Source organism: Ruminococcus sp. Marseille-P328, from assembly GCF_964249465.1.
Lineage (GTDB): Bacteria > Bacillota > Clostridia > Lachnospirales > Lachnospiraceae > Blautia_A > Blautia_A faecis.
Genome location: NZ_CAXUBQ010000021.1, coordinates 62,280 through 86,577, shown reverse-complemented (window position 1 = coordinate 86,577; position 24,298 = coordinate 62,280). Strand labels below are relative to the sequence as shown.

The window sequence follows — 24,298 nt, the reverse complement described above, 5'->3', positions numbered from 1 at the left end:
ATGGACTCTCTGAGTTCCTTGGTGCAGCTCAAGATATAATCAATCATGCTGCTTAAGTTGGACGCCTCAATTGGCTCTGCCATAGGTTCATCGTCATATCTGCTCAGGACCTTATCACAATAGGTCTTGCCTGCAATCGTGACAACTTTCGGTTCCATTGCTTCTGCTTTTAAATCTGTGATGTACTTGATTGCTTCTTTGATCATCTTTCTTCCTCCTTATGCCTGTCTGGCTCTTAAATCAATTACATTGTCTGAATGCTCCGTCTGTTCAAGAATCTCCCCTGTGGAAGGATCAACCTGGCGAGGTGTTTTTTCTCTCTCGTCAAAGGAATCCGTTACCTCCTCAATGGTCACCTGGCCTGGGATCTGGCTGCCGATTTCAACAGCCTCCACCTCATTTGTACGGATGTTCTTGCCCATGCTGAGGGCTGTCACAGCTCCAAGAGCCGGTGCCAGGGTGGATTTTGCCTGTACTCCAGTAGTAACAAAATTCCTTGCCTCATTCGGCTTAAATTCGATCACAACAGTGATCCTCCGCTTGGCGGTTGCGTCTGTATTCGGATCCTGGATGTTCTCCGTCACCTTCTTCAGCTCTCTGTTAATCTGTTCCGTAAACGCACCATTTGCGAATTTTTCCATGTCAATATGCTGCATTTCTTACTCCTTTCCTACCTGGCAGCATGAACAGGTACTGCCAGGTATCAACGTATTGTGATATATAATGACGCATTTCCATGATAGGAAGCACCACTTGCTCTTTATTCTGCTGTGCCCTGGTTGTTTACGGCTTCTGCAGTTCCTGTATCATCCGGAGCCTCCTGGGATACTTCCTGGTAATCAGCATCAATAGGCTCTTGCTCGTTGACCACCTCCGACATGTCTACACTGAGTTCTGATTTTACGCTTTCATCATTGGAAAGCTGCAGCACAAAATCAGATTTCAAAGGCGCATACTTCAAGCATTTCTTAATGACGGTTTTCTTTGCCATCTCCTCATAATTCGTTTTCCAGGGACTAAAGCTGCTGGCAAAACTCTGGCTGAACCTTTTGGCGTGGTTATCAATGTCCTCTTTACTCATGACTTCAAAGCCATATCCGCCGTTCTTTGCTTTCCAAAGCGCATACACCAAAAGCATTTCCCCTCTGTCCTTAATAGCCGGTTTATGTACCAGTTTGGGCTCCAGTCCCAATTCATACTCAAACACATCATTCTCATAAACACACTGGGCCTGTACAGTCTGAATGTTGTCATTGCGGTAAACCATATCAATCAGCCCTTTATATCCGATCTGAAACTGGCATTCCAGCTTTCCATGATTCTTGTATGGAATCAGATAAGCCTGTCCAAGCGGTGTATTCGGCTCAAGCCCCAGCTGTGCTGCGTTCATAAGCGCACCAAGGAAAGACATCTGGCTGCACTCCTGTAGCTTCGGAGTGGTATTTAAGGCAGATAATGCCATCCTGGTAAAACGTTCCGGGGTGATAACCTTGGGAAGTGCTTTCTCAATCTCAGGCTTCATGGCCTTGATCATATCCGCAATACTCATGGATTTAGTAAGCTTTACCTCGCCTTTAGTTCCTGTTTTCTCTGCTAATGCATCCTTTACTCCCATTCTCTCTTCCTCCTGTTATGCAATCTCTTTTACAGTAAATCTTCTGCTGGATGACTCTTTGGCATATTCCTTATAGATATCCGGATGATCTGCCTTCAGCTTTTTCGAATCTACCCGGCTCGATACTATGGATTTCCATGTAATTGAATATTTATCGGAATCAGCCTTCTCCGCATCTTCCATAAAAAGCTTAACTTCCTGTTCAATCTGCTTCTTTTCCTGGTCCAGCTTGTCCTGAAGCTCCAGGATCTCCGATCTTCGTTTCAGCTTTTCATCGAAGCCAATCAGGGGAACAACTTTATCCGGATCTGAATTTTTAAAATATTCGGATAAAATCTTATCTGCAGCTTCACTTCCATCCGGAGCCGGCATCTTTTTAGCCAGTACATTGTTATTCCAGAAATCCTTTTCTACTTCGATCAGCATCTGGATAACACTCTCATCACGCTCAATCTTTCTCCACACGAACTCCCTGCCAAGGATCACACAGGCAATATACCAGGCATCAGCCCCGGTCACAGCCATATAGTGGTGGCATTGGATTTCATAGGATTCCGGGATATGTCCATCTTTCCATTTATCTGCAGAATAGGCGGAAGCTGTTTTACACTCCAGTCCTGCGTTCTCTCCTACAATCAGCCGATCCACATTGGCTAGCATGAAAGGATTTTCTTCCATGTAAAAAATAGAATTGGCGCGGCGCACTTTCTTTCCGGTCTCCTCCATAAACCTGCGTGCTACATACTCCTCCAGGTCGCGTCCCTGTCTCATGGACTCATTATCTGCTTTTTCAGTAATCTCTTCCTGGGTTTTATCCTGGTAAACGGAAATCGCGGTTGCATATGGATTTAAGCCGCAGATACTGCCCGCATCTGATCCACCAATTCCTTTTTTACGGTATTCCAGCCACGTTGCATGGTCCATTCCCGAAGTAGATACTAATCTGTTTAATTTCATCCTTATCTTCCTTTCTTTAATTCACGTAATTCTTCTATAGATCCAAGGTCTTCATACTCGCCCAAACGGTCTGCCACTGTTCCAAACAATACGGTCTGCTCCTGCTGCCACTCCAAGCGAATAGAAGATGCTCTGCAGCCAGGGATCCTATATCCGATTCCGTTTGGATTTGCAATTGTAATTCTGTTTCTCATACTTGATTTTTCTCTCTTTCTCCTCTACAATAAGAGGGTGATAAACTATTTTTGTCCATTGGACACCGGATCCTGATGAGCTCCCAACTCTCAGGATCCATTTTCTTTCAACAGCCTGGTAAGATGCTCCCTGGCTGCTTCGTAGTTTTTAACGGATTCTTTCATCATTACTTCTTCGCGATAGATATCATAAGCAGTCATTTTGCTTTCTGGAGGTTCCTCCACCCAAACCCGGCATGGATATCCATCTAATCCTATTTCGAAACTTACATGGATTCCGCTTGCTATAGCTTTCTTCGAAAGCTCATATAACTCATCTATCATTTTTTCTAAAACCATGGTCTCCTCCTTTCCAGATTGGTTCTTCTTTTAGGCTACATTAGTACTCACTAATTTTTCAGCACAATCCATATCCAAAACAAAATAAGAAATATATATGGTGCGAATGTAAGTAATTTATCCCACATGTCTCCTCCCTTCTGGCTCTGTGCCCTGTATCAGCATCCATGCAAGCATTGATAATGCTATAGCTCCTGCAACCTGCAGCCCGTCCCACTGCCAGAACGGCAGGTATGTAGCAAGGGTGCCTATGATGACAGATATGATTATGTTACGCTTCACAGCTTGCCTCCTTTCTGCTGCCTTACCCGGCAGCCTTCTTTCTTTCGAAATTATATATAGCCATTGCCAGATCAACTCGCTCCGCTTCAGTTTTCAGTGCCCGTTCCTTCGTCACCTGCGCTTTTGGAAGCTGATCTATCCTGTATGGCACGCCGTCTATGATAAATCTGCGAGTAAATTTGATTCCTATCACAATCACCTCCCCTGCTACTATGGTATGGATCATGGTTGTACGGAGTTACTTCAGCTTTTTCATAACCTCTGTCCGGTTTGTGTACGAACGGTTCTGAGCTTGTTTCTCCTGCTTCCTTACATCTCCAAGCAGCCGTTCCAGATCACTGATCACCTTCCGGTTCTCTTTCATCCAGCTACAGATTGGAGCTGTTGCTTCTTTCATGTCTTTTGCCTTTCTCCGCTTCCGTCGTATATCCCGCAAGGTAAATCCCTGACAGATATAGTCATACTGGCTGTTTTCGTTAAGCTCGATATTATGTAAAATATCCTGTGTCTGACGATCCATATCATTTTCTGTGAGAATTGCCAGCCGGTTAGACTCTTCACAGGTGCGAAGAAAACTCAAAAAAGCATTTAATTCAGTGCTACAGTTAGCTATTTTAATCACCTCTTTCTGTCGAAATGTCTCGAACTGTGTTGCTTGACTTTCTTCTTTAAGTCTCCTATTCTGTAATTACAGGCACTGCCATGCCTAGTAAACCAACAAGGAGGATCTTATGAAATACAACCCTTTTTTAAGCCCAGAGCTTCAGGAAACTATGAAAAGAATTTCTAACATTCATCTCGAATGTGTACAAAACATTCTGCCCTCAATTGCAACGCCTTCACAGATTCAGCAAATACAGGAAACCTTAGCGGCTCCCTATAAAGAACTCATTCAGTCGTATAGTTCCATTATGAGTTCATCGGTTGCCTTTCAACTTTCCCAATTGTCTGAATCTTTAAATTCAGCTATTCATGACAATGTAAGAGCTGGTTTATACAGTACTTTGAGTGAATCATTAAAAAATGCTTTTCCGTACCATGAACTCCAACAACAGATTTTAAATCTTACTCCTGCACTGCATATCCCCTCCAAAACTCTTGACTATCCAGAAAATCTTGGAGGACTACCAAAAGATGACTATGTAATCGTCGATGATCAAGCAGCCAAAACTTATGAATTGCCAGATTCTGTTTGTATTCCCATTGGCAATCGCAGAATAAAGATGCCTACATCAATCTTGCTCTCCATTATTGAAGCAATCATTAGTGCAATCATCACAATCTCCATTGCAATTGCTCAATCTAATCCTTCCTCTGCTGACACACAAAAGAAACAGCTACAAGTTGAGGAAGCTCGATTTCAGCTCCAATATTCTGAAAACGAAATGCTACGGCAACTTCTTCACGATATTGATACATCTTCCTCCAGTGAAGCTGAAACTATCAAAGAACTGCAAGAAACTGTCGAAGAGCTGCATAAACAGTATTCACAGACTCAAGACACATGCTCACCTGTTGAAGAAGGTACTGATAATTCCAAATCGAACGAAGGCACTGATATCCCAAAATAACAGTCATTACGATCGTTGTCACCTGCGTAACAAGTAAAGCTATTCTTAATTCCTTTACTTGTTTTCGCAGGTAAGCGACTTCTTTTTCCATTTTCCCTACGCTCCTTTCTCTCTTGGTTCGTCCAAAAAATCTTTAGGGAATCTTTTGGACTGCACTAAACTCCCCAAGGATTCCCTTAGCTTCATCCAGTACAATTTTTGCTTCATCGCATGAGAGACCAGCTTCGGAGAATTTGTTTATTATTTCGGAAACAAGTTCTCCGATTTTCTCTCCGTCAAAAACATTTCCATTGTTAAACTGAACACTTTGAAAATGCATCTCAGCTTACCTCCTTCCGCTCATCTGTTGCAAACAGATAGTCAAGTGTCTTGTCTGGGAACATTAATTGTTTTATAAGCACACATTCTTTTAATGAAAGAGAACTCTTTCCGTTTAACTTAAAAGAAAGTGTCGTTGGTGTTACCCCTAACATTTCGGCCATCTGCAATTGGGTTATCTTGGATCTTGCCATTTCAGCTTCCAAGTTAGGAAACATTCCATCACCTCCATCTCTTTGTTACGAATTTTCGTGATTACATTTACAGTATATACGAATTTTCGTGATTGTCAATATGTTTTTCTCGAATTTTTGAGATATTATTTTTAATTTGCGTATATTTATATTGATTTTTCGAGATTTCAATGCTAATATAGCGTTAAAGATACAGAGAAAGGTAGGCATTATATATGCAAGAATTAGAATCTAAGATAAAAGAATTAATAATATCCAGATATGGAAGCTTAAAGAAATTCTCAGAGAAAATAAATATGCCTTGGACTACTTTAGACAGTATCTTAAAAAGAGGAATTGCAAATTCTAACATCACAAATGTCCTTAAAATAACACGCGAATTAGGACTTGACGCTGAAAAGCTTGTCGATGGAGAATTATTATTTGCGTCTAACGAACCCACCACCCTTGCAGCTCATTTTGATGGCGAAGAATACACCGAAGACGAGCTGGACGAAATTCGCCAGTTTGCTGAATTTGTGAAAAACAAAAGGAAATAATTGGCAGATCTGCCAGAATGTACATTGACAATATAATATATTTACCCAGGGAACTGGGGGACGTGCTCTTTGCCTAATCCGGACACCTTACGGAGGAGGTGAAGTTTATGAGCGATTACGAGACATTTATGATTATGTTGACTTTTGCTAATTTAATCGTAGCCATACTTACATATGCACATAAAAAATAGCCGTCCTAATCTTTGGCGAGATCAACGGCTATTTTTTAGCTAACTATTTTCGCTGGGTTGGGTGAAGTGCAGTCACCTTCCAGCTCCCTTGTTAAATATATTATATGTCACTCTGAAATATTTGTCAATTTTCTTTTTTCCTGAAGCAGCTGTACAGATTTTTGTACACGTATTGAGATATACTAGAGCGGGAGGTGTTTATATGAGCACATATGAGGAATTACAAGACCAAGCCTGCGCGGATGGTATAGACGTAATGGACTATGAATTTAATAGTCCAAACATAAAAGGCTTATATTGTAACAATACTGTAGCTATCAGCAAATCCATTGCTACCCAGGCTGAAAAATCCTGTGTCCTGGCCGAAGAGCTTGGTCACCACTACACGACTGTCGGTAATATTATTGATCAGACTGAGGTCAGCAACCGAAAACAGGAATACAGAGCCCGGCTCTTTGGTTACAACCTCAAGATCGGACTGATCGGAATCACCCACGCTTATGAAGCTGGATGCCGTAGCCTATATGAAATGGCAGAATACCTGGATGCTACAGAAGAATATTTAAAAGAAGCACTGGATTGTTATCATTCCATACATGGGGTTTATGCTACTTTAGACAATTACATAATTTTCTTTGAGCCTACATTTACGGTAATGAAAACAGTTGCTGAACCAAACCATTTTATTGGTTTATAAAAGGATATTAAATGAACACAGTAAAATCGAATTTTAGCTTAAATTCTTTTAGTGATATTGAATACCGAGCATTAAACCGATTAAAAAATGCTAAAATAGATGAAGATTTTCAGGGAGAACTAAATCTCACAATTCATAGACCCTCGTTTTGCGATTTTTGTATATCAGAGGGGCTAATACGTTTATCCACTAGCACTGAAGATCAAAAACTATTAACAATAGCTGTTTATAAAACTTATTTGCATGAACATCACCTTAAAGTCTCTGGAAATAAGCAAGAATTAATCAACCGTATTAACAACTTCGATTCTTCTTTTTTTGGAAAAAAACACTACATTTTAACAGATAAAGGAAAGGAACTGCTTTATAGCTTCTGGGATTCGCGCGAAAATCCTCCTACACCCGCGCCAGAAGAACGGCTTAAATCCAAATTGAATAAATATAATATTCCTATGTCCATTTACAATAAACACAGACAACTTTTTCCGCCCTGTTATTCTGATAATGATGTAATATGGAATATTTTTAACGATCGTATATTAGAGTATTCTTTCCAATCTAAATATACTGATTTAAGAGAAACTTATTTAAATATGGCACTACTTTTAGAAGACGATAAAATGTATGTCAAAGCATTCAGCTATTTTTGCATGACTATTTGTTTTGACATAAATGGATATTCCCGATTAAACCAACCGACTCTTATTGCATGGATTGCTAATCGCTTATTTTACCTACGCAAACACTATTCGGAAGTTCTGCCAAGTATTATCTATTCGCAATGTCTGTTCAATAAACAATATTGTTCGGAAGAAAATTTTTCAGCTCTTATTAGCGATTTAGTAACCGCTGAAAAAGCTTTTTCTAATGAAGAATGCAAAATGTTACTACAAAAATATGCTTTTTCTAATCCAACAACCGAGGAAAAGGCAATTTATGCCAATCAAAACAAGGAGGAATATTCCATGGCAAACTATGTTACGATTACAAGTGATAAAAGAAAGAAGACGGCTCTTCTATTATGTGTCTTTTTAGGGATGTTTGGAGCACATCAGTATTATGTCGGAAAGATTGGAAAGGGTATTTTATATACCTGTACCTTCGGGATATTTGGATTTGGATGGATTATTGATATTTTCAAAATAGCTCTCGGAAGCTTTCGCGATAATACCGGGGCTCCACTCCGTCAGTAATAATCAAAATTTTGATTAAGAAAGGATGATTGCCTTATGATGTATCCATTTATGACACTCAATGACAACACGGAAATTGTACATTCAGAAGCAATTGAAAAAGACGGACGCGAACAGGTAAAAGTATGTATAGAAAAACCTGTCTTCGAGGATTTTCATTCAGCTACTTGCTGGCTTCCTGATTACAAATGGGAAAAAATAAATGGCTTCTCAGAAGAGGAAATTAAATATTTTCAAGATTACCTCTCTTCTGTTGCACATATTATCATGCAACTAGCCCGCGAAGGCGGATTCGAAGGAGGAATGGATAATGCCTCGAGTTTTTAAAATCGGTGGATATATTGTATATTTCTGGGTAAATGAAAATGATCCACTGGAACCAGTGTATGTGCACGTGTGTGAAGGAGTTCCATCACCTACTGCTACTAAAATATGGATTACCAGGAACGGCGGCTGTCTGCTATGCCATAATAAATCAAAGATTCCTTCAAGGCAGCTTCGCACAATTATGCAGACTATCGAAGCACGAAGCAAAGATATTCTCGATCTTTGGTATTCAACATTCCATCAGATCAGTTACTACTGCTAATTTGATAAGCCCTTTAGAAAGGGGATGATTTCGCTTGACTTATGAAGAATTATTAACTATATCCGATTCGGAACATCTGATTGTTAAAGAGAAAAATATTCCGGGTTATGGTGGGCGAATATACAAAAATCGGATTGCTATCAACCTTTCACTTCCCACCAAGGCAGAAAAGTCCTGCATCCTGGCAGAAGAGCTTGGTCACCACTACACCACTGTTGGAAACATTCTTGATCAGAATGATGTTATGAACCGCAAGCAGGAATACAGGGCGCGGCTTTACGGATATAATCTTAAGATTGGGCTGATTGGGATTGTACAGGCCTATGAAGCTGGATGCCGGAGTTTGTATGAGATGGCTGAGTATCTGGATGCGACTGCGGAATACTTGAAAGAAGCGCTGGACTGTTATCATTCCATACATGGGGTTTATGCTACAGTTGATAATTACATTATCTTTTTTGAACCTTCATTTACAGTGATGAAAACAGTAAGTAAAACAGATTAATTCGCTCCGGCGTTTTAATAAAAAATATTATGGGAGGGTTTTATATGAGAAAGAAAAAGTCACTACTAATTTCCTTAGTTATGTGCATACTACTAGCCTTTACGCCAGTATATGCAGAAGATTTCGGAGACGGAAGTGGATTCAGCGACAATCCTACAGCCTCTATTCCAGGAACTAATTCTTCTAGTCAGAATGTCTCCGGAGCAAGTTCCGTAACCGGCGGCGGATACCGTTCAGCAATCAAATTAAAAAAGGGAAAAACAGTTACGGCATATATCTGCACTACAGAACTTGCCAAATTAAAAATTTCTGGTTCTAAATTCAAATGGACAAGCTCTAATAAAAAAGTTGCTACTGTATCCTCTAAAGGAATTGTAACTGCTAAGAAAAAAGGAAAGACTACAATCACCGCTAAAAAGGGAAAAATCACCTACAAATGTAAGCTGATTGTAGAAACGCCTAAATTGTCAAAGAAAACAGCTTCTCTATCCGTTGGTAAATCTTATCAGTTTAAGGTTTCTGGAACAAAACAAAAAATAAAATGGACTTCCAGTGATAGTTCTGTTGTGTCCATAAACTCAAAAGGGAAAGTAACTGCAAAAAAAGCTGGTACTGTTTTTATTACCGCAAAAGTTTCTACTTATGAGTTTTCGCAGTCACTGACCGTGACCACTCCTGCACCATCAAACAATAGCAATGACACAACCGTTTCAACACCAGTATTCAACCTTGGACAAACATGGACGGTTCCAGGTCAGTGGAAAATTACGATTAATTATGCTACCGAAATGTCAGAAAGGAATCCATATTCAGACAAAAATCCTGCGGCTGTATATTTAATTGATTATACTTATGAAAACATTGGATATACTGACGACATGATGGATGGTTTATTTATATCATTAGGTATAGAAAGAGTTATAGATTCTAATGGATATGCAGGATATGACTATCCAAACTCTCCTACATATTTTCCACAGTGTATTCCTGTTGGGGCTAAATGCCATGCACAGAGTTGCATTGCAGTAGACCACAAAGGGCCTTTAAAAGTGTATATTGATAATTATGCAGGAAACAGCTATACAAAATACTCTGCAATATTTAATGTTCCTATCAACTAAATAAATTTCCCAAATGTTGCCCTTATTATCGAACAAACAACGAGACATTTATTATAAAAGGTAAGATGCTAAAATTATGATGTATCCATTTATGACACTTAATGATGGCACAGAAACTACTCACTCCGAGATAAAACCAGCTAAAGCGCACTTAATCCAAGGAGCATTTGCTTTAAGCAATGCAGAAGAAGTTGCCCCTTATCCAGATGAGCTTGCTGCAATAGCAGCTTACAAGGCTGGTGATCCAGACTATCAGCCTTCAATTTCCCAGGAAGATCTGATGAAAGAGCTTGGAATTAACTAAATAAAAGAAAAACCGGCTCCTGCGCTAACAGGAACCGGCCAGCACATCCGAAGATGCACCTTATTTTCAGCAAAAATATTGTATCATCTTCGGGGCAGCCATGCAAGCGGAACCTGTGTTCTGGCTGGCTGTTATTTTTGTACTTATTTTTACATAATTATAATCGAGGTGATACCATGACCGAACAAAAATCTGATGATCTGCGCATGGGCGCACTGTATATCCGTGTCAGCACCCATGAGCAGGATGAGCTGTCTCCGGACGCGCAGAAGCGTCTGCTCCTGGACTATGCCAAGAGTAATGGGATTGTTGTCCAGAAGGACGCAGTCTTTGTGGAGAGTGTCTCTGGGCGTAATGTAAAGAAGCGAAAAGAATTCCAGCGAATGATTGCACAGGCCAAATCTCCGGAACATCCCTATGATGTGATCCTGGTGTGGAAATTCAGCCGATTTGCCCGCAACCAGGAGGAATCCATCGTTTATAAGAGTATGCTGAAAAAGGACCGTGTGGACGTGATCAGCGTGTCTGAGCCGGTTATAGATGGACCTTTCGGCAGTCTGATTGAGCGTATTATTGAATGGATGGATGAATACTACTCTATCCGCCTGTCTGGTGAAGTGCTCCGCGGCATGGGCGAAAAGGCATTAAAACAGGGGTACCAGATTTCTCCTCCCCTTGGGTATGATGCAGTCGGGGACGGAAAGCCATATAAGATCAATGAAAAGGAATTCAAAATTGTCTCTTACATCATGTCCCAGTATGATGATTACTGCCAGGACACCACTGCCATTGCCAGAAAATGTAATGATCTGGGCTACCGGACCAAGCGGGGAAATCTGTTTGAGCGGCGCAATATTGACTATATCCTGCGCAATCCCTTTTATGCCGGCATTGTAAACTGGAATGGACAGACTTTTGAGGGAACCCATGAAGCACGTTATACCACAGAGCAGCTTGACAAGCGCATCAAGCTTATGGATGCCAGACGAAGACCAGCAAAACACCGGAATGCCTCCACCTGTAAGCACTGGCTTTCCGGTCTGATCAAATGCTCCATCTGTGGCGCCACCCTCTCCTATACCGGATCCGGAGCCTGTCCTTACTTTCAGTGCTGGAAATACGCAAAGGGTTATCACAAAACCTCCGTGGCCATCTCAGTTAAGAAAATGGAGCAGCTTGTCATCGATTACCTGAAGCAGCTTCTGGATGGCGCGGATTTCCAGTATGTTCCCAAGACAACTGCGCCGGTGCAAAATGGAGAACTGGAACAGCTGAAGCAGGAACTGGCCAGACTTTCAACCAGGGAGCTGCGAATTAAGCTTGCCTATGAAAATGAGATTGATACTTTGGAAGAATACAAAGAAAACAAGATAAGACTGCAGAAACAAAGGGAATCTCTTTTAGAGAATATCAAGGAACTGGAAACACAAAAACCAGAAGATCCATCCAGGGATAATGTCCTTTCACAGATTCGAAGTGTGTATGATGTTCTCCTGGATCCTGCTGCCGAAAGTAGTACAAAAGGGAACTTTATTCGAACTATAGTCGATCAGATTGTATTTGACAAAGAGGCTGAAATGGTGTATTTTGATATTATCATCTAAAACATATCAATTTTTCACTGGTTACGATTGTACTATTTCTTAATTCAGATTTAACTCTTTTCCAAAAAACAAGTGAATTTTATCTATTATAGGGTATCGGACTCCGGTGGCCCGGATGGAGAAATCGGTGCTTCTATGCGCTATCTCTCCCAGCGCTTTACCATGCCGAACCGAACCTCTGCAGCTGTGCTTAATGATATCGGTACTGAAGAACTGGCGCATCTGGAGATGGTTTCCACCATGGTTCACCAGCTTACCCGTGACCTCACTATGGAAGAAATTGAGAATTCCGGGCTGGGACCATATTATATTGACCACACAGTTGGCGTGTGGCCACAGGCAGCAGGGGGTGTTCCATTTAATGCCTGCGAATTCCAGAGTAAAGGTGATCCAATCACGGATCTATTTGAAGACCTTGCAGCAGAACAGAAAGCACGCTCCACTTATGACAATATTCTCCGTGTAGTACGAAATATCCCGGAAGTTGCTGATCCTATCCGTTTCCTGCGTGCAAGGGAAGTGGTACATTTCCAGCGATTTGGTGAAGCACTTCGCTCCATCCAGGAACAGTTGGATGCTAAAAACTTCTACGCTTTCAATCCAGGCTTTGACAATCCCTGCTCTGCAAGCTGTGCACCTGAAGCAAAATAGCATATGCTGCTGGTCATAAAGATAACCGTAACAGCAATACACATCTCACAGAAAACCTTTTTTAAACACGCTCTAATACTGCCCGGCAATTGCTGGGCAGCTTCAAAACAGTAGTCAGCAGGCTTTTTCTCCCCATACCAATTGTTCGTTTACTCAACTTCAAAGTCACCACAAATATCCTCTGGAACTATATCATCGGATTCGTGCATAATACTTTTTCTTTCATACCCCTTCATAATCAAACGCCGGTATAAAACTTTCCTCCGCGGTCTCCCCTTCCTGAAAATAGCCATTTTCGATTCCAAGCTCAATGGCAGCGTCCAACACCTTTTCATACTCTCGTCTGGTCACTTTCCGATTCAGTTCCGGAAATTTCTCATTCTTCCAGACAGGTGTATATTGGTTCATTACGCTGATAAAAATATCCTCCCCATAAGTCCGGTACAGATATTTCAATACTGCAATAGAATTTTTGGTATGCCCTGGCAAAATCAGATGACGAACAATTGTCCCGCGTTTTATATATCCATCCTCCGCAAACTGACAGGGACCGGTCTGACGCATCATTTCGGCAATTGCACTCTGCGCCGCCTGCGGATAATCCCTTGCGTTGGAAAAAGCAGCAGCCAATTCAGGCTCCATATATTTCATATCTGGCAGATATACATCCACATAACCATCCAGTCTCCGGATAGTTTCCACGCTCTCATACCCACTGGAATTGTACACGACTGGAAGACTCATTTCCTTTCCTCTGGCCAGCTCCAACGCCGAAATAATATGCGGCACATAATGCGCCCCAGTGACCAGATTCAGATTTGCCGCCCCTTTTTCCTGCAATTCCAGAAAAATTTCAGCAAGCCGCTCCACTGAAATTTCTTTTCCGGAATCCCCAATGGCAATATCCCGGTTCTGGCAGAAACAGCACCGCAAGCCGCAGCCAGAGAAAAAAACAGCCCCTGATCCTTTTTTTCCTGAAATACAAGGTTCCTCCCACATATGAAGAGCGGCACGGGCAGCCCTTATAGTACTGTCCATGCCACAATATCCTCTTTTGCCCTCCAGACGATTCACATTACACTTCCGGGGGCATAAGGTACAATTCTTAAATAATTCTTCTCGCATAAATTACGAATTCTCCTCTCTGATCTTCTCGGTCAGTTCCCTTCCCCCCTGGTCATACCACTCTTCCACAAAGGTATCAAAGTAATCCATGGGCTGCTCTCCCATGATCATCTGAATAAAGGCATTTTTCTCCAGGGAAGCAAGCATGTTGGGAATCTCTCCATCCGAATCAACCAGATATGTTCTGCGCACCGAACTATAATGGCCGTCAACCAGCACGCCCACTGCTGAAATTCTGGACTTGTACGCAGCCCAGTCCTCTACAGTTACATTTTTCCCGCTCAAATACTTCATACAGGCATCATAGTAAGACTTCTCCAGTGCGCTTAAATTACTTGCCTTCTGCTTGCCGGACATTACTCTCCTGATATCCTTCGTAACATTATAAATTGCCTCATTATAATCCACATTAATAACCAGCGGTCTGGCTGTAGGGTCCACATTCAAAGCAAAATAGCTGTTGATCTCATCCGCATTTTCCTCATCTTCGAACCGGCTGTAATCAAACAGAACACTGATAATTTTCATTACAATTTCCGGATGTTCGTAACCCTTTCTCACAACCACATATTTGTTGTCCCGAAAAGAAGCATAAACGTTATCTTTTTCCTGGTATTCAGCAGTAAGGTAATAAGGCTCCCAGTCTGCTTCCGGATCATTCTCAGCCACATCCATAAGCGGATTATTCGGTGCCCACCAAAGTCCAAAAAACGCACCGCATTTACCTTCCACTACCAGATCACGGAGATTATTCTGAGCACGCAGGGCAAAGTTCTGATCCAGTATTCCTCTTTCATATAGCTCACGCAAATAAGCAACGGCAGATCTGGTCTCCTCTGTCAAAGAACCATAGACAATTTCCCCGTCTTTGTCCTTGATCCATCTTCTTGGATAAGAATAAAATTTTTCAAAAACAGGTTCCACCGAATAATTCTGACTGGTAGTAGACACAAAATTTGTATCACACACAAGTCCCACAGGATCTTCCCCTTCCTCTGCTCCCATCCTGTTTTCCTGAAAAACCTGGATAATATCCATAGCCTCTTCCAGAGTCTCTGGCTCTGCAAGACCCAGCTGATCCATCCAGTCCTTTCTCATCCACAAAAGACAGGGACCGTGGTCGATTACTGCTTCCGGAAGCGCCATCAGCTTACCATCAAAGGTTCCTGCACCGAGAAGCTGGGGACCATAGCTGTTATACATGGCCTTGATTCTCGGGGAGGTACAGTTTGCATAAACCTCAGTCAGATCCTCCACCATGTCATTTTCCACAAGAACATTTAAAGTCTCCCTGTCTGAAACCACCAGTACATCCGGCAAAGTGTGATCATTTACCAGCACATTCACATACTCGTCGTAGCGATCCTCCCGCTCCATATAGGCATTTTCATTCTGCACGTTCAGAATCTCTTTCAGATATCTGGTATAAGCGCTGTCTTCGTAGGTATTTCCTGCTGGAAGATTGGAATTATTGGCACCGCTCATCTGTCCTAAAGTATAAGTCACAAGCTCCGGGTACTTTCCATACGGAGTTGTGGAAGCTTTTTTCCACAATCCGCTATCTGTAGAATTATCTGTCTGGGATTCTTCTGTTTCTGTACTTTTCTCTGCATCCGTTCTGTTTTCTGCTGTCTTTTCCGTCTCGTTGTCTACAGTGCCTGGGTCAGCTGCATCAATTCCGGAATCACTGCATGATTCCTCAGAAAGCTCATAATCTGCTTCTTCGTATTCCACACCCGTTGTCTCTTTTCCCATATTTCCAGCTGCGCTATCACAGCCTGTCAATGAACCAGACGAAATCAACATGGAAAAAGTCAGTCCCAATACCAGAATTCTATTTTTTTTCTTCACTTTTTCCACCTTTCTTTCCTGTTGTGTCCTCTGTGTCTTCTTCCGGTTCCTGCAAAAACTTTTTCGTAGAAAACTCTCCGGCTGCCACAGCCTCCTCATCCGCTTTTTCTCTTGGAATTCTCATTTCTACCCTGGTGCCTTGATCAATCTGGCTAAACACCTTGATTCCGTACTCCATCCCATAAAGAAGCTGCATTCTGTCATTGACATTTTTAAGACCATATCCGGAAGCCTTGTAAGTTACCAGCTTATCTGCCTCTTCCTGTTCCATTCCTGGTCCATTATCCTCCACAGCAAGAAGCACATCCTCACCGTCCTTTACAAAAAACAGTTTCAGAATCTTCTCTCCTTCTTCTTTCATGTCCAGCCCATGCTCCAATGCATTCTCCACAACAGGCTGCAGCAGCAATTTAGGCACAATATCTCCTTTCACCTCCGGGTCAATGTCCCAGATCACCTGAAAATCATTGTCATGCATCACCAGCTGGATATCCAGATACGCCTTAATATTCTGAATACAGTTATCCACAGTTACCATATCCTGCCCCTTACTCAAAGCAGTCCGGTAGAACATAGATAAGGACAAAGTAACCTTACTGATTTCCCTCTGATTGCTTCGAATAGCCATCCAGTTGATAACAGACAGGGAGTTATACAAAAAATGAGGGTTGATCTGGGCAGTCAGTGCCTTCAGTTCAAACTCTTTCAACGCAATCTTATTCTCATAAACCTCATGGATCAGACGATTGATCTCGTCCATCATGCTTCGGAAGCTGCGCACCAGAAGGCCAATTTCATCTCCAGCATTGCTGTCCACCGTAACCTCACGGCTCCCCTGGTTTACCCGGTTCATGTTATCGGTAAGCTCCTCGATCTTTCTGGTAAAAAGTCTGGAAAAAGAAAGTCCCAACACCAGAATTATGGCTACACAGGCCGCAATCAGGGGAATCTCGCTGACCAGGATTCCTGACACAGAGCTGTCCACTGCTGATTGCAGCTTATACAGATAAAAAATCCATCCGCAAGCCGCGTTCTTCCGGTTTACAAAAGCATAATCTCCCTGCCCGGACTCCAGAAACTCCCTGGAGACAGCCTCTCCCGAATCCTTTTCTTCCTTTTCACCCAGCATTTCCTTCTGAAACAGAACATTTCCCCCTTTATCCAGGATCATGCCCCCGGATTCTGCAGAAATAATCTTTTCAAAGGGCTGAAAAATCTTATTATAATCCAGTGTAACGCAAAGAACTGCTGTCTGCTCTCTGCCAGTATAAATCCGCCTTACAGCTGCAATCTCCGGTATCTGGCTGTCCACCACCCACTGCACAGACACATCCTCTTCCAGTTTGTCATACCACCACTCCTTATCCACCTCTGACAAAGGCACAAGTGTATACTCATGGCGCACTTTAATGCTTTCTGCAAACAACTGGATCTGTATAATGGCATCATGATAAGACTTTGGTACAGACAAAAGAGGATCTGCTACTTCTGTATATTTTATATACGCTTGATAATTATCCATATTTTTCTCAGTGATCAGATCCTCAATATCCGGGGAATAAGTGAGATAATTCAGAAGACTGGAAAAAACTTCTATCTGGCTGTCGATTCCCTCTCCGGTCTGTTCCAGAATGGAAGACATATCCTCCATTTCTTTTTCCCGGAGCAGACTGCTCATGCGGTCATGACTATACAATACAAGCAGGATCATGGGAACCAGGCTGGCTGTCACAAGAAGAATAGTCAGCTTATGACGATATTTCATATTCTCAAATTTATTCTTTATGACTGCCGGTATTTTCATCCTCTTCACCGGTTCCTTTCCGATAGGACTCCGGGCTGCTTCCATAATATTCCCTGAAACTTCTGCAGAAATAAGAAACATTGGGGATTCCTACCTGTTCACTGACCTGTGCCACCTTCATATTAGAATTACACAAAAGCTCCTTCGCCTTTTCCATCCGAACCACACGTATAAAGCGGTTCAGGTTCATACCAGTCTCTTTTTTAAAAATAAAGCTGAGATAGCCAGAAGACAAATACACCTTCTCCGCCAATGTCTCAAGACTTAAATCCTCCGCATAGTGCTGGTAAATATAATTCTTCACAGAAGCAACTTCATCTCTGGAATCACTCATGGAACGCTCCAGAAACTCCTCGTACTCCTTAATATTCTCCTGGGTGATTGCAAGGATCTGCTTCAGATTGGTACAACTGTACAGCCGCTCTACCTCATGATCCAGCTTCCGCTCCTCAGAGAATTGATTTTCCTGAAAAAGCTCCTGGATCACATTGGAAAAAACAAATTTCACATACATGGCAGAGAAACGGGTATCATTCTCATATTTCTTCACCAGACACTCAAAATGCTTCTTCAGCTGCTCCACATCTTTGCGGGAAATGTCTTCGGAAATCTTCTCCATCAGACGGGAATCCTGTGTCTCCGCATTCACCGGCTGGCTGTCAGAGGCCTCATTATTAAACACATGCACATCTGGATGATAAAATTTCTCCTCCATGGTCTGCTCCAACTGGGACATAATTTCAGGCAGCGCCTCATGCCCTTCAAACCGGCTGCTCACTGCAAGGTGAAAACTTGCAGAGTAATTCTGCTTCAAAATGTCATATAAATGCTTGGCAACCAGCTGATAATCGCAGTACACATCAGAAAAAAACAGCACAGACTGTCTGGTATTCAGATTCAGGTAAAAGAAATTCCGGTGCAATCCCTGCATCAGTTCCTCATCAATATTATCTGGAACATTATCAAAAAATGCCTTATCTGATTCGATAAGAATCGCACAGTGCCACTGCTCCCAGTTAGATTCATCTAAAATCTCCCCAGCTTTTTTCAACACTTCTTCATTTCCGGAATACAGGTAAGTCTGAAGAAAATACTGAAGAAGAAAATTCTTCCCTTTCTCTTCCTTCTGCTTCTTGGACCGGATACTTTGAAGCTCTGCTTTTACTTTCCCGATAGTTGTATGAAAGGTATCCGGATCAACCGGCTTCAGCACGTAATCCTTCACTCCGTAACGCATAGCTTCCTGGGCAAAAGCGAAATCACTGTATCCACTAAAAATTACAATTGGAAGATTGGGATACTCTTCTCTGACCTTGCTAGCCAGCTCCAGACCGTCCATATGAGGCATTTTTATGTCTGTTAAAAGAAAATCAATCTCTTCACTTCGCAATACATTCAGTGCCTGCCTGCCATTGGCAGCCTCATGGATCTCGTATTCTCCCTCTTCCTGTGCCAGAAGGAATTTAATTCCCTCCCGCTCAATTTTCTCATCGTCTGTTATCAAAACTCTGTACATATTGGTACTCCGATCTTTTATTATATTTAACACCGGGACAACTCTTCCAACTGTCATTTATGTCCGCCTGTCAGAAAAGCCAGAAATTTCATATCGCCTGTTGCTTCTGCCTCTTTTTTTCTGTCTGGCGCACATGAAATCTTATATAAAGATAAAGATAGCCCCTCGCATCTCTGCAAAGAACTATCTTTATTTTAACATTCTGGTATCATATTGAAAAGGGAATAATCTCCAAATTTCTCAGGTAAAAACCGTTCTTTTACCCAAAGAAATCAACCCTTAACTGCACCTGCAACAACTCCCTCGATAATATATTTCTGGCAAACCAGATATACAACAATAATCGGGATAATGTCGATCATAATACTTGCCATCATCGGTCCCATCTGCACATGACCATAACTTCCACGGAAATACTGGATTGCCATTGGAATTGTTTTATACTTCTTAATATCCAGAACCAGTGTTGGAAGAAGGTAATCGTTCCATACCCACATCAGCTCCAGAATTGCAGTAGAGATAATGGTTGGTTTCAAAATCGGAATCAAGATCTTAAAGAAAACCTGCAGAGGACTGCATCCATCAATCATGGCAGCTTCCTCAATTTCCAGCGGGCTTCCTTTTACAAAACCGGTAAACATAAATACTGCAAGTCCGGCACCAAATCCAAGGTAAACAATGCAAATGGTGTATGGATTATTCAGTTTCAAAGTATCTGCTGTTTTTGCCAGGGTAAACATAACCATCTGGAAAGGAACAACCATACTGAATACGCAAAGGTAATACAGAACCTTGGAAAGCAAGCCGTTTACACGTACAATGTACCATGCGCACATGGAACAGCAAAGCAGAATCAAAACAACAGACATAACTGAGATCACAAGGCTGTACCAGAAGGATTTCAGGAAATCCATCTGTGTGACGCTGGCTATAAAGTTCTGGATTCCGTTCCAGGTCTCAGATGTAGGAAACTGGAAAACACCAGATGTAGTAATTGCGGACTCCACTTTTAAGGAATTAAACAGGATCATAACAATCGGGTAGATCCAGATAATTGAAATTATAGAAAGAATTATAGTTGGGATAATACTTTTTTTCTTATCTGCCATTATGCCTGCACCTCCTTAGATGATGTTGCACGAAGCTGGATCAATGCGATCGCAACAACCAGTACAAAGAATACAACTGCTTTTGCCTGACCGATACCCTTCCATGCAGGACCACTTCGTCCGTAGAATGTATCGTAAATGTTCAGTGCCAGTAACTGTGACTGTTTTCCAGGATCTCCGCCTGTAAGGGAAAGGTTCTGGTCGAACATCTTGAATCCGTTTGTAAGAGTAAGGAATGTACAAATTGTAACAGATGGCATGATCATCGGAATCTTGATTTTAAACAGGATCTGTGTTGCGGTTGCGCCATCAATCTGTGCGGCCTCAATCAGATCCGGAGATACGTTATTAAGACCAGCCACATAAATGATCATCATATATCCAATCTGCTGCCATAACAACAGAATGATCATTCCAATAAAACCATTTGTTGCAGACAACTTCAGAAGAGGCTGTCCCCACATGGAAAGCAGACCGTTTAACAGTGTCTGCCAGATATAACCAAGTACAATACCACCGATCAGGTTCGGCATGAAGAATACAGTACGGAACACGTTTGTTCCTTTGAATCCTTTTGTCAAAGCCAGTGCAATGGAAAATGCCAGCACATTGATCAGAATACTGGAAACAAATGCGAATACAACGGTCAGCCAGAATGCATGACTGAAGTCACCGCCGATAAAAATTTTCTGGTAGTTGGAAAGTCCAACCCAGACTACATCTTTTACAGTTGAAAATTTACAAAATGAAAGATAAATACCCCAGATAAACGGCCATAAGAAACCGATAATAAATGCAGCCAATGTTGGCAGAACAAATACCGGCCACCATTTTTTCAGAGATTTTCCTACCATTTTTCACTCCTCCTTTTCCTGTTATGACACCTTTGCGGAAGGTTATCCGCCACCCCAAAACATTACATCATTTTCCCATTAAAATGGGGAGGCTGTATTTCGCCTCCCCACCCTGTTCACCATTCTATATTATGTCCTGAATTTCTTCCGGACATATTATATGTTGTTGGAAAGAAATTTATTACCTGTTACGATTATTCGGAAAGAGCTTTCTCAGTTGCCCAATTGTCAACGAATGCGGAAACTACATCATCCCAGGAACCGCTTCCTGCTGCATATAATGTAAGTGCTGTACCAAGACCGTTCTTCCACTCTTCAGATGGCATTGTTGTGAAGTTCCATGATACAGGTGTAAGACCAGCTGCTGTATACTCTGCATCCTGTTTTACAAATACGTTTGTGGATTCCTGTGCTGTTTTGAAAGGAATTGTGAAGCCCATATCTTCTGACATAGCCTTTGTTCCATCCTCAGAAGTTACACACCAGTTCATGAAATCAAGTGTTGCCTGGATATCTTCCTCGGAAGCTTCTTTGTTTACACACCAGAAGTTCTCTGTACCGGTTGCAAGGCCTTCATTCTCATCATCAACACCGAAGTAAATCGGGATCATAGCCAACTCGTCATCACTGTATGTCTTGGACAGTTCGCCATATTCCCAGGAACCATTCTGATAGAATACTGCATCTCCGTTGATGAACTCGTTACGGGAGTCATCTGCTGTCTTAGCAGAAAGCTCTGCTCCATCGCAGGTAGAATCTGTAATATAAAGATCAAATACGTTCTTATAGTTATCAAGGTATGTTCCCTTGATTGCATCTGTATCATCGATGCCATCTGCCTGATACTCATAGTAGATTGGAAGGTTTGCAAGGTGTGTTTTGAATCTCCAGTCAGAGGATCCGTCCATACCAGCGCTTGTGAAAGCACCTTTCACTCCAAGCTCATCTTTTCTTGCCTGGATGTCATCAGCAACCTTCTTCAGATCATCAAAGCTCTTGATGTCATCTACTGTGTAACCAGCTTTTTCCAGTAAGGTTTTGTTTACGATCAGTCCATAGGACTCGATTACGTATGCGATACCATCAACTGCATCACCGTCTTTTACAGTGTAAGCATCAGATGTAAGCTGTGAATAGATATCAGATCCGGACAGATCATAGCAATAATCCTTCCAGTTCTTAAGTCCTACTGGTCCATTTACCTGGAAAAGTGTAGGAGCATCGCTCTTAGCCATCTCAGACTGAAGTGTGGTCTCATACTGTCCGGAAGCTGCTGTAACAACTGTTACCGGAACGCCTGTCTCTTCTGTATATTTTGCTGCCAGGTTCTGCCATGCTTCATCCTGCTCTGGTTTGAAGTTTAAGTAGTAAACCTTTCCAGCTGCATCATCAGCCATAACCGGTAATGCCGGTACCATAGAAGCTGCCATAACTGCGCTAAGTCCCATTGCTGCGATTTTTCTCATCTTCATAATTTTACTCTCCTTTTCTTTGAGAACCGTTTCTTAAGATGTTTATATAATACTGATTTTTCTGTTAAAAAACCATGATAAAAAATCAAGAAACATGTTCATTTTTTTAGAGAGTGATATTTGAATATGGACATTTTGTCGCAACTTGTACAAAACATTACAATTTTTATCAGATCCAGACTTTGAATAATAATTCGGGTCACAAGCCAGAACCTATTGGAAAAAGCAGTCTGTGAAACATCTCATATATGCAAAAGAGGACTGCTTGCGCAGTCCCCTTTCTCTTTCCGCATGTGCGGAGAAAAATCATATTCAAGCTTTTCCAACGGATCCGAAGATTTCCATTTTCTCTTTAACAGTAGCCTTGATTGCATCGAAGCCAGGTGCAAGAAGCTTACGTGGGTCATATCCTTTACCCTGCTGATCTTTGCCTTCCTCGATGTATTTACGTGTAGCTTCTGCAAAAGAAAGCTGGCACTCTGTGTTAACATTGATCTTGGAAACTCCAAGGTCGATAGCTTTCTTGATCATGTCTGTAGGAATACCTGTACCACCGTGAAGTACTAACGGCATATCACCTGTAAGCTGCTGGATTGCATCCAGAGTCTCAAAGCTTAAGCCCTTCCAGTTAGCTGGATATTTACCATGAATGTTACCAATACCTGCTGCCAGGAAATCGATACCAAGATCAGCGATCATCTTGCATTCCTTAGGATCTGCGCACTCGCCCATACCGATAACGCCATCTTCCTCACCACCGATGGAGCCAACCTCTGCCTCTAAGGACATTCCATGCTCTCTTGTGATCTTAACCAGTTCTTTAGTCTTAGCAACGTTCTCTTCGATCGGGTAATGAGAACCGTCGAACATGATGGATGAGAATCCAGCCTCAACACATTTCAGGCATCCTTCATATGAACCGTGATCCAGGTGAAGTGCAACCGGAACAGTGATCTTCTGCTCTTCCATCATACCTTTAACCATTCCAACAACGGTCTTATAACCAGCCATGTACTTACCAGCGCCTTCGGAAACGCCCAGAATAACCGGGGAGTTCAGTTCCTGTGCTGTAAGCAGGATAGCCTTTGTCCACTCAAGGTTGTTGATATTGAACTGACCTACTGCATAATGTCCAGCTTTTGCTTTTTTCAGCATTTCTGTTGCATTAACTAACTCATACATGATAAAATTCCTCCTATCTTTGGAAACACCTTAACTATTTCCATTGTCTGTAGTTTAGCAGATTTTTCCCCATTCGTCTACCTCTTTGCAAAAAAAATGAGTTATTGATTCTTTTTTCATTCACCTGGAGCGTATTTGAAAAAAGCTTTCTGCAAGATGTGCGTCACAATTTGTGGAAGATTTTGTCCGGATGAAGGCGCCGTAGCGGGCTACGGCAACTGAATTCAGGCAAAATATACTGCAAAGTGGGGCGGGCAGATTGCGGGAATGCTTTTTCAAACACGCTCTGGCGCGCAAAACATCAAAAAAGCTGAAAAAATATCTTGCAAAAACTTTCTTCTTTGTATATAATAAATTCATTCACGGATGGATTCCCGAGTGGCCAAAGGGGACAGACTGTAAATCTGCTGGCGATGCCTTCGAAGGTTCGAATCCTTCTCCATCCACTACTACTCCAGAGCATATTCGCTCTGGAATTTTTCTGTCATACGCCAAAGCGGTTCGAATCCTTCTCCATCCAC

At 42.0% G+C, this 24,298-nt stretch carries 31 protein-coding genes, 1 tRNA gene and 1 pseudogene; 13 read left to right on the top strand and 20 right to left on the bottom strand.

Going from position 1 to position 24,298, the window contains the following annotated elements; all coding sequences use genetic code 11:
- The 9 genes and pseudogenes from ACESTK_RS14960 to ACESTK_RS14920 all read right to left on the bottom strand — a co-directional run.
- Window positions 1-206, bottom strand: a pseudogene (locus ACESTK_RS14960) (hypothetical protein); the annotation flags it as partial.
- A 12-nt stretch (window positions 207-218) separates the two neighbouring features.
- On the bottom strand, window positions 219-656 hold the full coding sequence (locus tag ACESTK_RS14955; protein WP_195699475.1) for a hypothetical protein: 438 nt from the start codon (window positions 654-656) through the stop codon (window positions 219-221).
- A 104-nt stretch (window positions 657-760) separates the two neighbouring features.
- Complete coding sequence (locus tag ACESTK_RS14950; protein WP_373120142.1) at window positions 761-1,615, bottom strand: recombinase RecT; 855 nt, start codon at window positions 1,613-1,615, stop codon at window positions 761-763.
- A gap of 15 nt (window positions 1,616-1,630) precedes the next feature.
- Window positions 1,631-2,572 (bottom strand): YqaJ viral recombinase family protein, encoded by a 942-nt coding sequence (locus ACESTK_RS14945; RefSeq protein WP_373120140.1) that lies wholly within the window; start codon window positions 2,570-2,572, stop codon window positions 1,631-1,633.
- A gap of 2 nt (window positions 2,573-2,574) precedes the next feature.
- Entirely contained in the window at window positions 2,575-2,766 is a 192-nt protein-coding gene (locus ACESTK_RS14940; RefSeq protein ID WP_195699478.1) for a hypothetical protein, read from the bottom strand.
- A 90-nt stretch (window positions 2,767-2,856) separates the two neighbouring features.
- On the bottom strand, window positions 2,857-3,105 hold the full coding sequence (locus ACESTK_RS14935) for a hypothetical protein (RefSeq protein WP_373120138.1): 249 nt from the start codon (window positions 3,103-3,105) through the stop codon (window positions 2,857-2,859).
- A 117-nt stretch (window positions 3,106-3,222) separates the two neighbouring features.
- The gene (locus ACESTK_RS14930) at window positions 3,223-3,387 is read right to left on the bottom strand and encodes a hypothetical protein (protein ID WP_226815784.1); all 165 of its coding nucleotides are present in this window, start codon (window positions 3,385-3,387) and stop codon (window positions 3,223-3,225) included.
- Window positions 3,388-3,409: 22 nt separating this feature from the next.
- Entirely contained in the window at window positions 3,410-3,580 is a 171-nt protein-coding gene (locus ACESTK_RS14925) for a hypothetical protein (protein WP_195699481.1), read from the bottom strand.
- 45 nt (window positions 3,581-3,625) lie between these two features.
- On the bottom strand, window positions 3,626-4,009 hold the full coding sequence (locus ACESTK_RS14920; protein ID WP_373120135.1) for a hypothetical protein: 384 nt from the start codon (window positions 4,007-4,009) through the stop codon (window positions 3,626-3,628).
- Window positions 4,010-4,118: 109 nt separating this feature from the next.
- On the opposite strand from ACESTK_RS14920, the gene ACESTK_RS14915 reads away from it, so the two are divergent.
- Window positions 4,119-4,958 carry a hypothetical protein gene (locus ACESTK_RS14915; RefSeq protein ID WP_373120132.1) on the top strand — a complete coding sequence of 280 codons (840 nt, stop codon included), beginning with the start codon at window positions 4,119-4,121 and terminating at the stop codon, window positions 4,956-4,958.
- 133 nt (window positions 4,959-5,091) lie between these two features.
- Here the strand turns inward: ACESTK_RS14915 and ACESTK_RS14910 are convergent, their stop codons facing one another.
- Window positions 5,092-5,277, bottom strand: a complete 186-nt coding sequence (locus ACESTK_RS14910; protein ID WP_148463667.1) for a hypothetical protein — start codon at window positions 5,275-5,277, stop codon at window positions 5,092-5,094.
- A gap of 1 nt (window position 5,278) precedes the next feature.
- The gene (locus tag ACESTK_RS14905) at window positions 5,279-5,494 is read right to left on the bottom strand and encodes a helix-turn-helix transcriptional regulator (protein ID WP_148463668.1); all 216 of its coding nucleotides are present in this window, start codon (window positions 5,492-5,494) and stop codon (window positions 5,279-5,281) included.
- Between the two features lie 191 nt (window positions 5,495-5,685).
- On the opposite strand from ACESTK_RS14905, the gene ACESTK_RS14900 reads away from it, so the two are divergent.
- From ACESTK_RS14900 to ACESTK_RS14850, 11 genes are all read left to right on the top strand, one after another.
- Complete coding sequence (locus ACESTK_RS14900) at window positions 5,686-6,009, top strand: XRE family transcriptional regulator (protein WP_148463669.1); 324 nt, start codon at window positions 5,686-5,688, stop codon at window positions 6,007-6,009.
- 107 nt (window positions 6,010-6,116) lie between these two features.
- Window positions 6,117-6,200 carry a putative holin-like toxin gene (locus ACESTK_RS14895; RefSeq protein WP_226815750.1) on the top strand — a complete coding sequence of 28 codons (84 nt, stop codon included), beginning with the start codon at window positions 6,117-6,119 and terminating at the stop codon, window positions 6,198-6,200.
- Window positions 6,201-6,402: 202 nt separating this feature from the next.
- The gene (locus ACESTK_RS14890) at window positions 6,403-6,897 is read left to right on the top strand and encodes an ImmA/IrrE family metallo-endopeptidase (protein ID WP_373120128.1); all 495 of its coding nucleotides are present in this window, start codon (window positions 6,403-6,405) and stop codon (window positions 6,895-6,897) included.
- Between the two features lie 11 nt (window positions 6,898-6,908).
- A complete protein-coding gene (locus ACESTK_RS14885) occupies window positions 6,909-8,090 on the top strand; it encodes an NINE protein (RefSeq protein ID WP_373120126.1) in 1,182 nt (393 codons plus the stop codon).
- A gap of 36 nt (window positions 8,091-8,126) precedes the next feature.
- On the top strand, window positions 8,127-8,417 hold the full coding sequence (locus ACESTK_RS14880) for a hypothetical protein (protein ID WP_373120123.1): 291 nt from the start codon (window positions 8,127-8,129) through the stop codon (window positions 8,415-8,417).
- Entirely contained in the window at window positions 8,401-8,679 is a 279-nt protein-coding gene (locus tag ACESTK_RS14875) for a DUF4160 domain-containing protein (protein WP_373120122.1), read from the top strand. The genes ACESTK_RS14880 and ACESTK_RS14875 overlap by 17 nt, the downstream gene beginning before the upstream one ends.
- 34 nt (window positions 8,680-8,713) lie before the next feature.
- Window positions 8,714-9,184, top strand: coding sequence for a hypothetical protein (locus ACESTK_RS14870; protein ID WP_373120120.1), 471 nt, complete (start codon window positions 8,714-8,716; stop codon window positions 9,182-9,184).
- A gap of 44 nt (window positions 9,185-9,228) precedes the next feature.
- Window positions 9,229-10,305: an Ig-like domain-containing protein gene (locus tag ACESTK_RS14865; RefSeq protein WP_373120117.1), complete on the top strand. Its 1,077-nt coding sequence runs from the start codon at window positions 9,229-9,231 to the stop codon at window positions 10,303-10,305.
- A 76-nt stretch (window positions 10,306-10,381) separates the two neighbouring features.
- Window positions 10,382-10,609, top strand: coding sequence for a hypothetical protein (locus tag ACESTK_RS14860; protein WP_373120114.1), 228 nt, complete (start codon window positions 10,382-10,384; stop codon window positions 10,607-10,609).
- Between the two features lie 176 nt (window positions 10,610-10,785).
- Window positions 10,786-12,213: a recombinase family protein gene (locus tag ACESTK_RS14855; protein WP_215659598.1), complete on the top strand. Its 1,428-nt coding sequence runs from the start codon at window positions 10,786-10,788 to the stop codon at window positions 12,211-12,213.
- Between the two features lie 72 nt (window positions 12,214-12,285).
- A complete protein-coding gene (locus tag ACESTK_RS14850) occupies window positions 12,286-12,864 on the top strand; it encodes a manganese catalase family protein (RefSeq protein WP_226815746.1) in 579 nt (192 codons plus the stop codon).
- Window positions 12,865-13,086: 222 nt separating this feature from the next.
- On the opposite strand, the gene ACESTK_RS14845 is transcribed toward ACESTK_RS14850, so the two are convergent.
- The 9 genes from ACESTK_RS14845 to ACESTK_RS14805 all read right to left on the bottom strand — a co-directional run bounded on the left by ACESTK_RS14845 (window position 13,087) and on the right by ACESTK_RS14805 (window position 24,137).
- Window positions 13,087-13,989, bottom strand: a complete 903-nt coding sequence (locus ACESTK_RS14845) for a radical SAM protein (protein WP_373120111.1) — start codon at window positions 13,987-13,989, stop codon at window positions 13,087-13,089.
- A gap of 3 nt (window positions 13,990-13,992) precedes the next feature.
- On the bottom strand, window positions 13,993-15,840 hold the full coding sequence (locus ACESTK_RS14840) for a sugar ABC transporter substrate-binding protein (protein ID WP_147422324.1): 1,848 nt from the start codon (window positions 15,838-15,840) through the stop codon (window positions 13,993-13,995).
- The gene (locus tag ACESTK_RS14835; RefSeq protein WP_226837566.1) at window positions 15,824-17,725 is read right to left on the bottom strand and encodes a sensor histidine kinase; all 1,902 of its coding nucleotides are present in this window, start codon (window positions 17,723-17,725) and stop codon (window positions 15,824-15,826) included. Before ACESTK_RS14835 ends, ACESTK_RS14840 begins: the two co-directional genes overlap by 17 nt.
- Complete coding sequence (locus tag ACESTK_RS14830) at window positions 17,616-19,217, bottom strand: response regulator (protein WP_226855044.1); 1,602 nt, start codon at window positions 19,215-19,217, stop codon at window positions 17,616-17,618. Before ACESTK_RS14830 ends, ACESTK_RS14835 begins: the two co-directional genes overlap by 110 nt.
- A gap of 215 nt (window positions 19,218-19,432) precedes the next feature.
- The gene (locus ACESTK_RS14825) at window positions 19,433-20,269 is read right to left on the bottom strand and encodes a carbohydrate ABC transporter permease (RefSeq protein WP_118581591.1); all 837 of its coding nucleotides are present in this window, start codon (window positions 20,267-20,269) and stop codon (window positions 19,433-19,435) included.
- Window positions 20,269-21,123, bottom strand: a complete 855-nt coding sequence (locus ACESTK_RS14820) for a carbohydrate ABC transporter permease (RefSeq protein WP_118581588.1) — start codon at window positions 21,121-21,123, stop codon at window positions 20,269-20,271. The genes ACESTK_RS14825 and ACESTK_RS14820 overlap by 1 nt, the downstream gene beginning before the upstream one ends.
- A gap of 194 nt (window positions 21,124-21,317) precedes the next feature.
- Window positions 21,318-22,595: an ABC transporter substrate-binding protein gene (locus tag ACESTK_RS14815; protein ID WP_118581585.1), complete on the bottom strand. Its 1,278-nt coding sequence runs from the start codon at window positions 22,593-22,595 to the stop codon at window positions 21,318-21,320.
- Between the two features lie 312 nt (window positions 22,596-22,907).
- On the bottom strand, window positions 22,908-23,777 hold the full coding sequence (gene fba, locus ACESTK_RS14810; protein WP_118581582.1) for a class II fructose-1,6-bisphosphate aldolase: 870 nt from the start codon (window positions 23,775-23,777) through the stop codon (window positions 22,908-22,910).
- A gap of 120 nt (window positions 23,778-23,897) precedes the next feature.
- Window positions 23,898-24,137, bottom strand: a complete 240-nt coding sequence (locus ACESTK_RS14805; RefSeq protein ID WP_373120105.1) for a DUF6783 domain-containing protein — start codon at window positions 24,135-24,137, stop codon at window positions 23,898-23,900.
- A gap of 4 nt (window positions 24,138-24,141) precedes the next feature.
- Between ACESTK_RS14805 and ACESTK_RS14800 the strand changes: the two genes are divergently transcribed.
- Window positions 24,142-24,223 (top strand) — tRNA-Tyr (locus tag ACESTK_RS14800).
- Window positions 24,224-24,298 lie beyond the last annotated feature (75 nt).

Coding starts and splice junctions, on each gene's coding strand:
- ACESTK_RS14955 (WP_195699475.1), bottom strand. CDS start 656: ATGCAGCATATTGACATGGAAAAATTCGCAAATGGTGCGTTTACGGAA.
- ACESTK_RS14950 (WP_373120142.1), bottom strand. CDS start 1,615: ATGGGAGTAAAGGATGCATTAGCAGAGAAAACAGGAACTAAAGGCGAG.
- ACESTK_RS14945 (WP_373120140.1), bottom strand. CDS start 2,572: ATGAAATTAAACAGATTAGTATCTACTTCGGGAATGGACCATGCAACG.
- ACESTK_RS14940 (WP_195699478.1), bottom strand. CDS start 2,766: ATGAGAAACAGAATTACAATTGCAAATCCAAACGGAATCGGATATAGG.
- ACESTK_RS14935 (WP_373120138.1), bottom strand. CDS start 3,105: ATGGTTTTAGAAAAAATGATAGATGAGTTATATGAGCTTTCGAAGAAA.
- ACESTK_RS14915 (WP_373120132.1), top strand. CDS start 4,119: ATGAAATACAACCCTTTTTTAAGCCCAGAGCTTCAGGAAACTATGAAA.
- ACESTK_RS14910 (WP_148463667.1), bottom strand. CDS start 5,277: ATGCATTTTCAAAGTGTTCAGTTTAACAATGGAAATGTTTTTGACGGA.
- ACESTK_RS14905 (WP_148463668.1), bottom strand. CDS start 5,494: ATGTTTCCTAACTTGGAAGCTGAAATGGCAAGATCCAAGATAACCCAA.
- ACESTK_RS14900 (WP_148463669.1), top strand. CDS start 5,686: ATGCAAGAATTAGAATCTAAGATAAAAGAATTAATAATATCCAGATAT.
- ACESTK_RS14895 (WP_226815750.1), top strand. CDS start 6,117: ATGAGCGATTACGAGACATTTATGATTATGTTGACTTTTGCTAATTTA.
- ACESTK_RS14890 (WP_373120128.1), top strand. CDS start 6,403: ATGAGCACATATGAGGAATTACAAGACCAAGCCTGCGCGGATGGTATA.
- ACESTK_RS14885 (WP_373120126.1), top strand. CDS start 6,909: ATGAACACAGTAAAATCGAATTTTAGCTTAAATTCTTTTAGTGATATT.
- ACESTK_RS14880 (WP_373120123.1), top strand. CDS start 8,127: ATGATGTATCCATTTATGACACTCAATGACAACACGGAAATTGTACAT.
- ACESTK_RS14875 (WP_373120122.1), top strand. CDS start 8,401: ATGCCTCGAGTTTTTAAAATCGGTGGATATATTGTATATTTCTGGGTA.
- ACESTK_RS14865 (WP_373120117.1), top strand. CDS start 9,229: ATGAGAAAGAAAAAGTCACTACTAATTTCCTTAGTTATGTGCATACTA.
- ACESTK_RS14860 (WP_373120114.1), top strand. CDS start 10,382: ATGATGTATCCATTTATGACACTTAATGATGGCACAGAAACTACTCAC.
- ACESTK_RS14855 (WP_215659598.1), top strand. CDS start 10,786: ATGACCGAACAAAAATCTGATGATCTGCGCATGGGCGCACTGTATATC.
- ACESTK_RS14845 (WP_373120111.1), bottom strand. CDS start 13,989: ATGCGAGAAGAATTATTTAAGAATTGTACCTTATGCCCCCGGAAGTGT.
- ACESTK_RS14835 (WP_226837566.1), bottom strand. CDS start 17,725: ATGTTTCTTATTTCTGCAGAAGTTTCAGGGAATATTATGGAAGCAGCC.
- ACESTK_RS14830 (WP_226855044.1), bottom strand. CDS start 19,217: ATGACAGTTGGAAGAGTTGTCCCGGTGTTAAATATAATAAAAGATCGG.
- ACESTK_RS14825 (WP_118581591.1), bottom strand. CDS start 20,269: ATGGCAGATAAGAAAAAAAGTATTATCCCAACTATAATTCTTTCTATA.
- ACESTK_RS14820 (WP_118581588.1), bottom strand. CDS start 21,123: ATGGTAGGAAAATCTCTGAAAAAATGGTGGCCGGTATTTGTTCTGCCA.
- ACESTK_RS14815 (WP_118581585.1), bottom strand. CDS start 22,595: ATGAAGATGAGAAAAATCGCAGCAATGGGACTTAGCGCAGTTATGGCA.
- fba (WP_118581582.1), bottom strand. CDS start 23,777: ATGTATGAGTTAGTTAATGCAACAGAAATGCTGAAAAAAGCAAAAGCT.
- ACESTK_RS14805 (WP_373120105.1), bottom strand. CDS start 24,137: ATGAATTTATTATATACAAAGAAGAAAGTTTTTGCAAGATATTTTTTC.